This window comes from Borreliella garinii (assembly GCF_001922545.1).
Taxonomy (GTDB): domain Bacteria; phylum Spirochaetota; class Spirochaetia; order Borreliales; family Borreliaceae; genus Borreliella; species Borreliella garinii.
Map to the genome: position 1 here is coordinate 120177 of NZ_CP018744.1, position 14961 is coordinate 135137.

The window sequence follows — 14961 nt, forward strand, 5'->3', positions numbered from 1 at the left end:
GAAAAATAAGGCTATGGTTTTAATATGAATAAAAAAATGACCATAACTTAAAGAGACAGTAGAAATGGTAGGAAGTTTTATATTCCTAAAAAAATACTCAACTTTACAAATACTTATAAGTTAAAATTTTTTATTAAAATTTGCAGTCTTTTAATAAAGATTATAAGTTTATCATAAAAACTTATTATTCTGATCAATCAAATTAAAAATTTCAAGCTTACAGAATTCTGTAAGCTTGAAAAAGTGAAATTAAATGAAAAATCTAATTTTTAAAGAGAACACCATATATTCAAGCAAATTCGATGACATCTATTACAATCCAAAATATGGAATTGAAGAGAGTTTTTATACATTTATTAAAGGCTGCAATCTGGATTTAGAATTAAAAACAAAAGAAAATCTTTTAATAGCAGAGTTAGGATTTGGAACAGGATTGAACTTTGTATGTCTTTTAAAATTCATAAAAGAAAACAATATAACCTCAAAGATTAATTATTATTCTATAGAAAAATTTCCACTCAAAAAAAAGACAATAATGCAAATTTCAAAGTTCTTCACTAAAGAAACCGCTTATTTCAAATTAATGCTAAAACATTATCCTAAAATTCCAAAAAAAAATTTAAAAGTAAAAATAACAGAAAATGTTAATTTAAAAATTTTAATTGGAAACGCTAAAATAAAAATCAAAGAAATTCCAAAAAATGTAGAATATTGGTTTTTAGATGGATTTAGCCCTAAAAAAAATCCTGAAATGTGGAACAATGAAATATTTAATTTAATTTCTCAAAAAAGCAGTCCGGGATGCAAGCTTTCAACATTTTCTTCTGCAAGAATTGTAAAAGATGGCTTAAAGCTTGCCAATTTCAAATGCATTCACATAGAAAAAGGATTTGGAAATAAAAGACATATGATAAGGGCCCAAAAAAATTAAAAATTACTTTTAAAATAAGCTGTTAAAAAACAATGCAAATCAAATATGATATGCTATCAGGAAAGGAAAATTTTAATGACAAGGAAAATATTTGCTACAGCCTTAATTTTTTTAATATCTAATAATTATATTTTTGCAAAAGACACAATCAAGGATTTGTTCTTTATACAAGATATATTAATAAAAAAAGAAAAATATTCTGAAGTTCTAAATAATGCAAGCCTTGAAGGCATTATTGAAATTGAACATAAAGGATCATACATTAAAGATAACGATTCAGAAGTTAAGCTTATCCTAAAAGAAAATGGATATAGAAGAAATTTTAGCTTTTTTAATCTTTTAAATACTAGCAATATAATCAAAAGTCTAAGCTTATTTGATAACAGACCAAAAAGCATTAAAGAAAATGAAATCGTATTATTAGGCACAAAAATAATTAAAGAAAATCCTAATAAACGATACAAAGATGATGATGATTTTGAATTAAAACTGAGCGTAACTCGTAAAAGTAATCAAATTTATTTAATTCTTGATTTTGAGTTTCTCTTTGATCAAAGAAAAACGTTTCCATCAATTTACATCAAAGAAGAAGATGTATCAACAATAATAAACAGCTTCATGAAACTACAAGATTCAAGCTTTTTATCTCCTCAAGCTTCTTAACAATTAATAGCACAAAATGTGCTATTTCTAATAAAAAGCAAGCATTTTGCTAAAAAGCTAACCATAGCAAATTCAATTACATAATAATTTTTCAACTTTTTTACAGATTTTTTAAATTAATAATATAACTATTTATCTTATTAATTAAAGAAGAAAATTCTACAAATTTTAATTTTTCAGATTCAATAATTTCCTTAGGAGCATTCATTAAGAAATTTTCATTTTCAAGTTTCTTTGAAACAGAAATCTTAAGCATTTTATACTTTTCAAGCTGCTTTTCAAGCCTTATTAACTCCTTGGTTTTATCTATCAATGACTTAACATCTGCATAAATTTCAAAACCAACTACAGCTAAACCAAGCATACCATCACAATTTTCATTGTAAAATATATTTTTGAAATTAATCATTCTTTTTGCAATGCTCTCATTAGACTTAAAGTATCCTTCATATTTAAAGTCAGAATCAAACTTCAAAGCAACATCAATCTCAATGCTAGGAGATATATTGAATTCACTCTTAAGTGTTCTAACGGCTACAATGAAAGTTTTAAATACTTTAAAACTTTCAAATTCTTCTTTAAAATTGCTGGAAATATCAAAACTTGGATATTCATTTAAGGCTAAAATATCTCCTTTTTCTGAAAATTCAGAATAAATTTTTTCTGTAACAAAAGGAATGAACGGGTGTAAAATTAACAATGCTTTTTTAAGAAAAAATAGCAACTTAGAAATAGCCATATTTTGAATATCAACATTTTCACTATTAAGATCAATTTTACTAATTTCAATATACCAATCACAAAAATCATTCCAAAAAAACTCATAAACGAATTTTGAAGCTTCATTGTATTTATAATTTGCAAAAGAAGACTCTACACCAAGAATGGTTGAATTTAAGCTTGTAAGCAACCACTTGTCAATGTCGTTAAATTTCAAATCATTGAATACTTCTCTATTTTCTAAATTTAAAAGAATAAATTTGGAAGCATTAAAAACTTTGTTTGCAAACTTAGCTCCAAACATAAAATCCTTAGCATCAATATTTAAATCTTGGCCTTGAACAGACAAAAAGGATAAAGTAAATCGCAAAGAATCACTTCCATACTCATGAATAATATCAAGAGGATCTATTCCATTACCTAAAGACTTTGACATTTTTTTACCTTGTTTGTCACGCAAAAGAGGCGTAATATAAACATCTCTAAAAGGAATTTGTCCTGTAAATTCTAATCCCGCCATCACCATTCTTGCAACCCAAAAAAATATTATATCATAAGCTGTAATTAAGGTATTTGTTGGATAATAATTTTCAAAATCAACAGTAATATTAGGCCATCCAAGTGAAGAAAAAGGCCATAACCAAGAAGAAAACCAAGTATCAAGAACATCTGGATCTTGAACAAATCTCTTCCCCACGTTCTTTTCATCTAAAGAAGGATCAGTATCACTAATAATAAGTTCTAATGTATCAATATTGTACCAAGCCGGTATTCTATGTCCCCAAACAAGCTGTCTTGATATACACCAATCTTTAATATTTGACAACCAGTATTTATATGTATTTTCCCACTTTTTAGGGTAAAATCTTAATTCGCCACTCTTCAAAGCCTTTAAAGCTTTCTCTGCCAAAGGTTTCATGCTCACAAACCACTGAGTAGATAAATAAGGTTCAACAACCTCCCCTGATCGATAACAATGCCCAACCTGTTGCATATGTTTTTTGACACCTTGTAAAAACCCTTTTTCCATTAATTCTATCTCTATTTTAAATCTTGCATCCTTAGTGCTTAATCCTTGATATTGTAAAGGAACATTTTCATTAAGTTTTCCATCTTGAGTTAAAATATTGACCTTGGGAATATTATGCCTTTTTGAAATTTCAAAATCATTAGGATCATGTGCAGGAGTAACTTTTAAAGCCCCAGTACCAAAATCACTATCAACATGAAAATCTGCAATAATTTTTATCTTTTTAGTTGTCAAAGGAATTGTGACTTCTTTTCCAACTAAAGATTTATATCTCTCATCATTGGGATTAACAGCAATAGCAGTATCCCCAAACATCGTCTCAGGCCTAGTTGTTGCAATCTCAATAAAAGAAGAATCATCAAAAAAATACTTAACAAAATAAAGCTTGCCATCAACTTCTTTATATTCAATCTCTTCGTCACTAACAACACTCCCAGATCCAGGATCAAGATTAACAAGATACTCACCTCTATAAATCAACCCCTTGGAATATAAATCCTTAAAAACCTTGTTAACAGCCTTACAAAGACTCTCATCAAGAGTAAATCTTTCTCTTGAGTGATCATAAGACGCGCCGAGTTTTTTTATCTGATTAACAATTACACCTCTATGCTTATCTTTTAATTTAAAAATTTCTTTAACAAGCTCTTCTCTTTCAAAATCATCCTTACTTTTGCCAATATTTTTAAGATTCCTTTCAAAAACAGCCTGCGTTGCTATTCCTGCATGATCTGTGCCAAAAAGCCATAAAGTATTGTGCTTTTTCATTCTTTTATACCTTACAAGAATATCTTGCAAAACAAAATTAAGAGCATGCCCCATGTGCAATACACCAGTAACATTAGGAGGCGGTGCAACCATACTAAATTTTTCAAATAAAGAATTATTTGGCAAAAAAACATTATTTTTAAGCCATTTGTTGTAAATTTCATCTTCAAATGCCTTGGGATCATATTTTTCAAGAAGTCTAAAATTCATTGTTTTAAAAATCTCCTACCATGTCAATAACGTTTAAATTTTCAAAAAGCTCTTCGTAAGTTTTCGAATTTATAAGATTTGAGAAATATTTACTCTGTCTTTCCTTCTCAGTAAAATATATCTTAAAATATTTTTTAAGTTTATTAAAATCTTTTTCAAGTCCCCAAGTAGCATAAAAATCCTTTATATGGAATTTTAATATATTTAACCTAAAATTTAAATTACTATCCAAAAAATGTTTTGAAGAAAATTTAAATAAATTTAAATTCTTAAAAATTCCACGACCAAACATAATCCCATCAATTAAATATTTATCAACGTAATATCTAGCATCCTTGAGACTTAAAACATCTCCATTGCCAATAATAAGAGTAGAAGGACTAAGATTATTCCGCAATTTAACAAGTTCATAAAAAATATCAAAATTAACAGGGCCTTCGCTCTGATTAACAGCAAGTCTTGGATAAACCGTTAACATATCAATTCCAAAGCCCAATAAAAATCCTAGCCAATCATTAACTTCTGGATATGAAAATCCATGCCTGGTCTTAACGCTAAGAGGTAAATTAAATCTCGCACAAGCTTCTTTGCTTGCAAGAATTATTTCTTTGGCCAAAGATTTATTATTAATTAAAGCCGAACAAACCCCTTTTTTAATTATTTTACTCTTAGGACAACCCATATTAATATCAATTCCCCAAAATCCCATGCCCCCTAATATTTCTATTGCTCTATAAAATTGCTCAGGATCATTACCCCAAATTTGAGCAATTAAAGGCCTATTAAGTTCATTGGGTTTTAAAAAAACATGTTGAATAGATTGTTTTGATCCATTTAAAATTCCCTTTACAGAAATAAATTCAGTAAAATAAATATGGGGTTCTCCTTCTTTAGATCCTATTAAATGAATTAAATTTCTAAAAACAGTATCAGTAACGTCTTCCATTGGAGCCAAAATCATAATTGGAAGAGGAATATCAAATAAAAACTTCATCAAATAACTATATAACAATAAAACATAACTATTAAGCAAAGCAAAACAGTTGCTTAATAGATTCAAACTTTTCAAATAACATTGTAATTTTTAGAATAAAAAACCATCACAAAAGGACTGGTAACAAATACAATAATCATAAGTTTTTAAAAGTCAATAAATAATTTTGATAAAAAAAATAATTTACAAAATTAATCCATAATAAGACCCTCTCCTGGAACCTTGGTTTTTCTTATTAAAGTATCTTTATATCCAGCAGATTTAATCAGTTCTATATTTTTTTGAATATCATCAGCATTAGTAGGAATAAAAACAGTATAAAAAGGCCCATGAGAATTTACTACAACAAAAAGGCCTGCTTTTTTTAATATTCGATAAGCCCTATCAGCATAATCTTTTTTTCTATAAGATCCAACTTGTATGTAAAAATCTGTTTCTTTGTCGGCAGGAATTAAATAATCTGCTAATAAATTTGAAGATTTATTTTCAACAGAAACATTCTCTTCTGATTGCTTAGTTTTACTTTCTTCTTTAATCTCAGGAGTATTAAATTCTTTTTTAAAATCACTAGATTTTGATACAGAAGGTCTTTTTTCATTTACACTGTCAATTACTTCAATTTTTACAGGAGCAACTCCTATTCCCAAAAAATCAAGCTTTTCAGCAGCATGTTTTGATAAATCTATTATTCTATCCTTCCTAAAAGGCCCTCTATCATTAATTCTTACAACAACTGACCTATTATTTAAAAGATTCGTAACCCTTACAGCAGTATTAAAGGGTAATTCTTTGTGAGCAGCAGTAAGAGCCATCATATCAAATTTTTCGCCATTAGCAGTAATTTTGCCGTGGAAAGCTTCACCATACCATGAAGCAAGGCCTACTGTAGCAGAATTTAAATGAGAAGCAATAAAAAAAAATACAAAGAGAAAAACAAAATTTCTATTATATCTTGCGATGGCATCAATTAAATTTCTCATAATGTTTATTATAATATAAAAACATATTTCAATAAACAATCAAGCTCACAAATTGCTTATTCACATTTTTTTTGATTTAATTATAAAAAGGAAAAAGACTAAAAAATGATATCTACAGAAATAATTAGAAGTAATCAAATACAAAAAGCAGCAAAACTTATCAAAACAGGCGAGCTTGTTGTATTTCCAACAGAAACAGTCTATGGCATTGGTGCAAATGCTTATAATGAAGATGCCGTAAAAATGATTTTTTTAGTTAAAAAAAGATCTATTCAAAACCCCTTAATAGTACACGTTGACACAGTAAAAAAAATAAAAGAATTATCGGAATATATTCCTAAAAGTGCTCTAATGCTAATCAAAAGGTTTAGTCCAGGTCCTTTAACTTATGTTCTTAAGAAATCAATAAAAATATCCAGATTTGTTAGTGGAAATCTAGACACAGTGGCAATAAGAATTCCTGCAAATAAAATAGCTTTAAACTTAATTAAAGCATCTAAAGTCCCCATAGTAGCACCATCTGCAAATATATCAAAAAGACCAAGCGCAACAAACTTCGAAATGGCTTTAAAAGAATTAAATGGACTTGTAAGGGGAATAATAAAACTAGAAGAAAATAAAGACTTTAATATCGGAATCGAATCAACTGTGATTGGATTTGACCTAAAAGATAACGTAATAATATTAAGACCAGGCGCAATAACAAAAAAAATGATAGAAAAAGGGCTTCAAGGAAAATATACAGTAAATTACGCAGAAACGAAAATAGAGTTAGAAAAATCACCAGGGAACATGATAGAACATTATAAACCAAAAATTCCCGTCTATTTATTTAAAAGTCAAGACAACATAAGAAGATATTTAAACAAAGATACAAAAATACTTATTACAAAACCTACTCTAAACTCCTATTTATTTAATTTTTTGTGGGATAAAAAAAATATTACAGTATTTAACACTCTTGAAGAATATGCACAAAATCTTTACAAAGAGCTAGTCAATTCTGAGAACAGCTACAAACAGATCCTTAGTGAATTCGTAAAAGACGAAGAACTTGGATACTCAATAAACAATAGAATCAGAAAAGCTAGCTTAAATACATTCATTAATTAAAAATGGTGCTGAATTATTATTTTAAAAATTTAAAAAGCATAAACATAATTACTCATTAGCAAAACAATACTAAATCTGCAAGTAGACATCCAAGCCCATAGTATAACAAACTGTCTTTCCCAACCCCAATAAAGCCAAAAAATAAAATAAAGAAAAACTTAAAATAAGCATTACGAGCAAATTTTCACATAAGAAAAATTTTAATCTTTTGATTAATTGAAATAATCATGGATTAACATAGTATACTCAAGTGGTATTTTGTCTTCATCAAAAGCAATGCCAAGCGCAAAAACCTTTCCATTAGGCGTCTGAATAACACTTAAACTTTTTGATTTTCCCTCAATAAAAATCTCTTTATCCATGAATTCAAAACTAAAAATCAAATCAATTGAATCTTCTTTGAAATCCCCATAATCAAAAGAAGAAATTACTAAAGCACCCCCATAAGATAAATCTTTTATTAAGCATTTATGTTTTGATCCATTAAACTTGATAAAAGCTTTATCAGAATCAATTTTTAGTTTTCTAATAGAATCTTTATCAACAATAATCCTCTCGTGAATTCTCTGATTTTGACCAAGTTTTAAATCAAGAAGTTTCCCAACTTTAATAGCAATCTCTTCTGGCATAGGAGATAAAAATTCCAATGTTAATAAGTTGTATTCTTTGTTTTGAGAAGAATAGGCAGAAGCACTTAAGAGTTTAACAGACAAAAAGGGGGAAAAAGCTACGTTATTATTAGGATCTGAATTCTTCTTAAGTTGAATAGAGCCTAAATTTTTATTTTTAGCCAAAGCAGGCAATACTGTATCTTCTTGAAAAATAAGCTTAAGAGAATCCATAGAAATAGAATAAATTACTCCAAGCACAGAATAAGCACCTATTCTCATCTCAATAGTATTGCGAAGATTTAAAAAACTATTTATCTCTGTACTCATTTTAATTTCTTTACCCCTATACTTAGCTCCATAATCTCTTATTTTTCTAGATAAAAGCATAAACCTCTCCTTTCTCCTTTTTTTGAATATAAAAAATAAAAATACTAAACAACATTTAAAGCTATTTAAAACAACTTTAAAACAATCAAGTTATAAACAAGCCTAATCAATAATCAATAAATCTGCTATTAAAATCAAAGACATACCATCACCCCACCCTTACAGCATCCGTTTAATTTAAAAAACTTTAAAATACTGCTTACATAGTGTAAAATTATAACAATAATTTTACACTATAACAATCAACTTATAATATTATTAATTCTTATACACTTATAGTATACTTTAGTAAAAAGTATGAAATTAAATAGTCTTAGCTTGAGAAAAATAAATAAGCATAAGCTACTTATTTATTTAACATATTTCACAGTTAGCTTTTCTATTATTGCACTCTCATTAGCAATATCTAAGACTATAAACATACAAAAAGATAAAAACTTTGGATATATAAACCCAGCAATTCCTTCAAGACTTTTAGATATTAATGGAAAACAAATAACTCAATTTATATCTGATGAGAATAGAGAATTAATGCCATTGAGAAAGATGCCTGACAATCTAATTAATACACTTCTAATACGAGAAGATATTGGTTTTTTTTCTCATCGAGGCTTTTCCTTAATAGGAATATTTAGAGCCGCATTTAATATTGTTCTTGGCAGATATTTTTCAGGCGGCAGCACATTAACCCAACAGCTTGCAAAACTTCTCTATACAAATCAAGCAAGAAGATCTATTTTGAGGAAATTACATGAAATATGGTGGGCAATCCAACTTGAAAAAAAACTCTCAAAATACGAAATACTAGAAAAGTACCTTAATAAGGTTTATTTTGGAAACGGCAATTATGGAATAGTTGCCGCATCAAAATTCTTTTTTGGTAAAAGCGTAAATAAAATAAATACAGCAGAATCTGTGATGATGATAATTCAACTCCCAAATGCAAAACTTTATTCACCTCTTTACAATCCAGAATTTTCAAAAAAAATACAACGTGCAGTTTTAAACCAAGTTGTATCAAATGGAATAGTAAAAGCCGAAATTGCTGAAAAAGAATTTAATGAATATTGGCAAAATTATGATTGGACTAGAATGGCTGATACATCCGCAATTTCAAACAAAAAAGACCAAGCTCCTTATTTCTCTGAATACATAAGGCAAAAAATAATAAAATATTTACCAGATGGTGCAAACATATATAAAGATGGATACTCAATATACTCAACTCTTGACCTTGAAGCACAAAAATATGCAGATAAAGTTACAAACGATATGATTAATAAAGCAAGAACAATGCATAATTTAAATAGATCATCTGAAACAATAATTATTAATTCAGAAATTGTCCCTGTAGTAGATGCAATATCAGATTTATTAGGAATTAAAAATTTAAGAATAAATGGACGGCAATATAAAAAACTTAGAAAAAGAAAATTTTACGAAGACAATATTGATCTAATTGCAAGCTTTGGAGCTATACTTGGAATTGATAAAATAGATAAGGCAACAAAAGAATATATTATCAAAAATAAATTAGCACCAAAACTTATTGCACAGCCTGAGGGAGCAATGATAGCAATAGACACAACAAGCGGAGCAATAAGAGCCATGGTTGGGGGTAGCGGACATGCTAAAGACAATGAATTTAATCGCGCCACACAAGCAAAAGTCCAGCCTGGAAGTGCATTTAAAGCATTATATTTTGCAGCCGCAATTGATCTGAAAAAAATAACAGCTGCCACAATGTTTTCAGACTCTCCAGTAGCATTTCTAGATAAAAACGGAGAGGTTTATGCTCCAGGAAATTATGGTGGCAAATGGAGAGGCAACGTTTTAACACGCCAGGCATTGGCTTTGTCTTTAAATATTCCAGCATTAAGAATATTGGACAAGTTGGGTTTTGACTCTGCGATTAGCTATTCCTCAAAACTACTAGGAATAACAGACCCAAAAGAAATAGAAAAAACGTTTCCCAAAGTTTATCCGCTAGCACTAGGTGTAATATCAGTTTCTCCAATCCAAATGGCAAGAGCCTTTGCAATTTTGGGGAATAGTGGTAACGAAATCGAACCTTATGGAATAAGATACATTGAAGACAGAGCTGGAAGAATAATAGCAAATGAAGAAGCAAAGATATTAGCTAAAATCAAAAGCCAAGAATATCAAACTCAAATAGTGTCTCCTCAAGCTGCTTATATCATCACAGATATGATGAAATCAACAATCCAATATGGAACCTTATCAAATCAAAGATATACAAATCTCAAAAATTTTAATTCTGACATTGCCGGAAAATCGGGAACAACGCAAAATTGGGCAGACGGATGGGCAATAGGATATTCTCCTTATATAACAACAGCATTTTGGGTTGGATTTGATAAAAAAGGATATTCACTGGGAATATCCGGAACAGGAACAGGATTGGTAGGACCTAGTTGGGGGGAATTCATGGCAGAATATCACAAAAACTTGCCCAAAAAAGTTTTTGTAAAACCTGCAGGAATAATTAGTATCCCGGTGCAAGCAGAAACAGGGCTATTACCAGAAGAGATTGCTGACGAAAAAATAATAAATGAATTATTTATTTCCGGCACCCAACCAATTGAAAAATCAAAATACTATAAAAATAAACTAGAATTTAAAAATACAATAGAATTTAACATATATGGAATTGATGAGATTAATAATAACGATGAAATAAATTTTGACACTCCTGAATTTGAATATCTTGATAATAATCTTGAAAGCCTAAACAATAATAACAATGATCTTGAAAACAACAATAATAACAATGATGAAAATAAAAATGAAGATGGAATAGAAATGGGCATTAAAAAACCCTTAAATGAAATAGAAAATAAAAACCCACAACAAGATCTACTAAATAACGACAACAATAACAAAGAAATGTTTATTAAAAACACAAAAGAAATTAAAGACAAAGTCATTGTTAATGAAACAAACACAGAAGTACAAAACATAAAAGAATTAAATTCAAATAACAATGAAAATGAAAAAATTAACAATAAAGACGTCAATGGAGAAGATATCCAATTGGATTAAAGCAATATGTTAATAGATATCGATCAAATAAAAATAAAAAAAAGAATTAGAAAAAATGTAGGTGACATTGAAACTCTTAAAAACAGCATTATAAAGCATGGATTAATTTATCCAATAATAATCGATAAAAATAAGAATTTGATTGCAGGATTTAGAAGATATCAAGCCTTAAAAGAAATCGGCTATAAAGAAGCTGAAGTAAAGGTAATCTCAAGTGAAAACAAAAAAACTTTACTTGAAATTGAACTTGATGAGAATAATGTTAGAAAGTCATTTACAAAAAGTGAAGCAAACGAAGGTGAAGCTTATTTGAAGATTTATTCTGAAAGCAATGTAATAATAAGATTTATTAAATTTATTATCTTAAAAATTAAAAACATGTGGAAAAGAAAAAATAGAAAAATTTAAGCCATAACAAAGGAGTATGTTTATGATAAATTACAAAAATCTTAATGAACTTGAAAATTTTAAAATTCTTGAAGGAATTGCTCCAGAGGTGCTAAAAACTGCATTGACTGGAGAAAGAATAAAAGAGTACGACATTACAATAGAAGGAGATAGTGTGCATTATAATTATGCTTCAAAGCAAATTAATGAAAACCACCTTAAAATTTTTCAAAATTTAAGCGATGAAGCAAATTTAATAGAAAAATATAAAGAAGTACTTAATGGGGAAAAAATCAACATTAGTGAAAACAGAAAAGTTCTACATCACCTTACAAGAGGGCAAATTGGTAAGGACGTAATAGAAGACAATAAAGAAAATATGAGCGAGTTTTTCCAATCAGAACTTGAAAAAATATATAATTTTGCAAATCAAGTCCATTCTGGAAATATTAAAAGTGTAAATGGTAAAAAGTTTAAAAATGTAGTTCAAATAGGAATTGGTGGATCCAGTCTAGGACCAAAAGCTCTTTATAGCTCAATAAAAAATTATGCAAAAAAACACAATATAGCCTTAATGAATGGCTATTTTATTTCAAACATTGATCCAGACGAATCAGAAGAAGTATTAAATAGCATTAATCTTGATGAAACGCTTTTTATTATTGTCTCAAAAAGTGGAAATACATTAGAAACCACAGCTAATATGAAATTCTTAATAAACAAATTAAAATCAAATGGCATAAAAGAATATAAAAAACAAATGGCCATTATAACATTAAAGAATAGCGTGTTAGCAGTAGAGGAAACAGGATGCCTTGAATATTTTTTCATGCATGATTCAATAGGTGGAAGATTTTCTCCAACATCAGCAGTTGGACTTGCACTACTTACTCTTTGCTTCACAGAAAAAATTGTAAAAGAGATTTTAAAAGGAGCCAATAAGACTGATAAAAAATCATTAAATAAAAACATAAAAGACAATGCACCTCTATTAGCAGCACTAATTAGTATATACGAAAGAAATGTTCTCAACTACAGTAGCAACTGCATCATTGCTTATTCTAAGGCAATGGAAAATTTTTATCTTCACTTACAACAGCTTGAAATGGAAAGCAATGGGAAAAGTGTAAACAGATTTAACGAAACAATAAACTATAAAACTGTAAGAATAATTTGGGGAGGTGTTGGAACAGATGTTCAACATTCATTCTTTCAAATGCTTCATCAAGGAACAGATATAGTCCCAATGGATTTCATAGGTTTTAATGAAACACAACTTAAAGAAGATGTAATATCTGATAATAGATCAAGTAATGACAAATTAAAAGCAAATTTAATAGCCCAAATAATAGCATTTTCAAAAGGCAAAGAAAATAGTAATAAAAATAAAAACTTCAAAGGCGAGAGACCTTCTGCGCTAATATATTCAAAAGAATTAACACCTTATGCAATAGGGGCAATACTCTCCCATTATGAGAATAAAGTAATGTTTGAGGGATTTTTATTAAATATAAACTCATTCGACCAAGAAGGAGTTCAGTTAGGGAAAATTCTTGCAAATCAAATTTTAAAAAATAATGCCTTTGAAGATGAAGTAATAGAGTCTTATTCTAAAAAAATATTAAAACAAGATTAATTAATCTTGAATATATAAACTTAAGTTTAAAAAAGAATGCACTAAGCTTATAAAAGAGGTAAGAATGGATAAGATAAGTATATTATATACATTAATTAATATTATAATTATGCTTGTTCTAATAAGCATAATTTCTTTTTGTAAAAGAAAAAATATTTCTTTTACAAAAAGAGTATTTATATCGTTAGGACTAGGAATAGTATTTGGAATGACTATCCAATATTTTTATGGCACAAATTCATCTATAACAAACGAAACTATCAATTGGATAAATATTTTAGGTGATGGATATGTAAGACTTCTTAAAATGATTATAATCCCCTTAATAATAACATCAATAATCTCTGCAATAATAAAATTAACCAACAGTAAAGATGTTGGAAAAATGAGCCTATTTGTAATATTAACACTAGTATTTACAGCAGGCATTGCTGCTATAATTGGCATTTCCACTGCTTTAATATTAGGATTAACAGCTGAAGGATTGCAAGCAGAGGCCAGAGAAATTTTACAAGGTGAAAAATTGCAAAAAGGCCTTGAAATTTTAAATCAAACACCAATTACAAAAAAAATTACAGAACTCATTCCGCAAAATATATTTGAAGATTTGGCAGGACTTAGAAAAAACTCAACAATCGGAGTTGTAATATTCTCAGCTATCATAGGAATAGCCGCCCTTAAAACATCTAGAAAAAAGCCAGAATCAATAGAATTTTTTAAAAAAATAATATTAACGCTTCAAGACACAATATTGGGAATAGTAACTTTAATTTTAAAACTAACGCCTTATGCTATATTAGCTTTAATAACAAAAATTACAGCAACCAGCGAAATCAAAAGCATAATAAAGCTTGGAGAATTTGTCATTGCTTCTTACATTGCCATAGGTCTTACATTTCTTATGCATATGACATTAATTGCAATAAACAAATTAAACCCAATTACTTTTATAAAAAAAATATCTCCAGCACTAACATTTGCATTTATATCTAGGTCTAGTGCGGCAACCATACCTATTAATATAGAAATTCAAACTAAAAACCTAGGTGTAAGCGAAGGAATAGCAAATTTATCAAGCTCTTTTGGAACATCAATTGGACAAAACGGTTGTGCAGCACTGCACCCCGCTATGCTTGCAGTGATGATAGCACCCACTCAAGGAATAAACCCTACAGACACTTTATTTATACTCACACTTCTTGGATTAATAATAATAACTTCATTTGGAGCTGCTGGTGCTGGCGGAGGCGCAACAACAGCTTCATTAATGGTACTCTCAGCAATGAACTTTCCAGTAGGATTGGTTGGACTTCTAATATCCATTGAACCTTTAATTGACATGGGAAGAACAGCTGTTAATGTAAGCGGTTCAATGGTTGCCGGTGTTATATCTGCTAAACAACTTAAACAATTTAACCACAATATATACAACGAAAAAGAGTGTATAACTAAATAAATGGAAAAACAA

Annotated in this window: 11 protein-coding genes; 7 read left to right on the plus strand and 4 right to left on the minus strand. The window is 28.7% G+C overall.

All coding sequences use genetic code 11. From position 1 onward, the window contains the following. Positions 1-253 precede the first annotated feature (253 nt). Positions 254-931: a tRNA (5-methylaminomethyl-2-thiouridine)(34)-methyltransferase MnmD gene (gene mnmD / locus BLA33_RS00535; RefSeq protein WP_075226313.1), complete on the plus strand. Its 678-nt coding sequence runs from the start codon at positions 254-256 to the stop codon at positions 929-931. A 75-nt stretch (positions 932-1006) separates the two neighbouring features. Beyond that, positions 1007-1594 (plus strand): hypothetical protein, encoded by a 588-nt coding sequence (locus BLA33_RS00540; RefSeq protein ID WP_031531062.1) that lies wholly within the window; start codon positions 1007-1009, stop codon positions 1592-1594. A 100-nt stretch (positions 1595-1694) separates the two neighbouring features. Here BLA33_RS00540 and valS read toward each other — a convergent pair whose 3' ends face one another. The 3 genes from valS to BLA33_RS00555 all read right to left on the minus strand — a co-directional run bounded on the left by valS (position 1695) and on the right by BLA33_RS00555 (position 6296). Continuing rightward, complete coding sequence (gene valS, locus BLA33_RS00545; RefSeq protein ID WP_029346877.1) at positions 1695-4322, minus strand: valine--tRNA ligase; 2628 nt, start codon at positions 4320-4322, stop codon at positions 1695-1697. 4 nt (positions 4323-4326) lie between these two features. Next, positions 4327-5316, minus strand: coding sequence for a tRNA dihydrouridine synthase (locus BLA33_RS00550; RefSeq protein WP_029346876.1), 990 nt, complete (start codon positions 5314-5316; stop codon positions 4327-4329). 191 nt (positions 5317-5507) lie between these two features. Further along, a complete protein-coding gene (locus BLA33_RS00555) occupies positions 5508-6296 on the minus strand; it encodes a septal ring lytic transglycosylase RlpA family protein (RefSeq protein ID WP_075226573.1) in 789 nt (262 codons plus the stop codon). A 105-nt stretch (positions 6297-6401) separates the two neighbouring features. Here BLA33_RS00555 and BLA33_RS00560 point away from each other — a divergent pair, with 105 nt between their 5' ends. Then, on the plus strand, positions 6402-7409 hold the full coding sequence (locus tag BLA33_RS00560) for an L-threonylcarbamoyladenylate synthase (RefSeq protein WP_075226314.1): 1008 nt from the start codon (positions 6402-6404) through the stop codon (positions 7407-7409). Positions 7410-7621: 212 nt separating this feature from the next. Here BLA33_RS00560 and plzA read toward each other — a convergent pair whose 3' ends face one another. Then, on the minus strand, positions 7622-8407 hold the full coding sequence (gene plzA, locus BLA33_RS00565; protein ID WP_029346459.1) for a c-di-GMP-binding receptor PlzA: 786 nt from the start codon (positions 8405-8407) through the stop codon (positions 7622-7624). Positions 8408-8704: 297 nt separating this feature from the next. Here plzA and BLA33_RS00570 point away from each other — a divergent pair, with 297 nt between their 5' ends. The 4 genes from BLA33_RS00570 to BLA33_RS00585 all read left to right on the plus strand — a co-directional run bounded on the left by BLA33_RS00570 (position 8705) and on the right by BLA33_RS00585 (position 14949). Beyond that, entirely contained in the window at positions 8705-11470 is a 2766-nt protein-coding gene (locus BLA33_RS00570; protein WP_075226315.1) for a penicillin-binding protein 1A, read from the plus strand. Positions 11471-11476: 6 nt separating this feature from the next. After that, entirely contained in the window at positions 11477-11878 is a 402-nt protein-coding gene (locus BLA33_RS00575) for a ParB N-terminal domain-containing protein (protein WP_004793293.1), read from the plus strand. A gap of 22 nt (positions 11879-11900) precedes the next feature. After that, on the plus strand, positions 11901-13493 hold the full coding sequence (locus tag BLA33_RS00580; RefSeq protein ID WP_029346458.1) for a glucose-6-phosphate isomerase: 1593 nt from the start codon (positions 11901-11903) through the stop codon (positions 13491-13493). A 64-nt stretch (positions 13494-13557) separates the two neighbouring features. Beyond that, positions 13558-14949, plus strand: coding sequence for an L-cystine transporter (locus BLA33_RS00585; RefSeq protein ID WP_004791376.1), 1392 nt, complete (start codon positions 13558-13560; stop codon positions 14947-14949). The last annotated feature ends 12 nt before the right edge of the window (positions 14950-14961 follow it).

Excerpts from the sequence above, each read along its gene's own strand:
- mnmD (WP_075226313.1), top strand. The coding sequence starts at position 254 with ATGAAAAATCTAATTTTTAAAGAGAACACCATATATTCAAGCAAATTC.
- BLA33_RS00540 (WP_031531062.1), top strand. The coding sequence starts at position 1,007 with ATGACAAGGAAAATATTTGCTACAGCCTTAATTTTTTTAATATCTAAT.
- valS (WP_029346877.1), bottom strand. The coding sequence starts at position 4,322 with ATGAATTTTAGACTTCTTGAAAAATATGATCCCAAGGCATTTGAAGAT.
- BLA33_RS00550 (WP_029346876.1), bottom strand. The coding sequence starts at position 5,316 with ATGAAGTTTTTATTTGATATTCCTCTTCCAATTATGATTTTGGCTCCA.
- BLA33_RS00555 (WP_075226573.1), bottom strand. The coding sequence starts at position 6,296 with ATGAGAAATTTAATTGATGCCATCGCAAGATATAATAGAAATTTTGTT.
- BLA33_RS00560 (WP_075226314.1), top strand. The coding sequence starts at position 6,402 with ATGATATCTACAGAAATAATTAGAAGTAATCAAATACAAAAAGCAGCA.
- plzA (WP_029346459.1), bottom strand. The coding sequence starts at position 8,407 with ATGCTTTTATCTAGAAAAATAAGAGATTATGGAGCTAAGTATAGGGGT.
- BLA33_RS00570 (WP_075226315.1), top strand. The coding sequence starts at position 8,705 with ATGAAATTAAATAGTCTTAGCTTGAGAAAAATAAATAAGCATAAGCTA.
- BLA33_RS00575 (WP_004793293.1), top strand. The coding sequence starts at position 11,477 with ATGTTAATAGATATCGATCAAATAAAAATAAAAAAAAGAATTAGAAAA.
- BLA33_RS00580 (WP_029346458.1), top strand. The coding sequence starts at position 11,901 with ATGATAAATTACAAAAATCTTAATGAACTTGAAAATTTTAAAATTCTT.
- BLA33_RS00585 (WP_004791376.1), top strand. The coding sequence starts at position 13,558 with ATGGATAAGATAAGTATATTATATACATTAATTAATATTATAATTATG.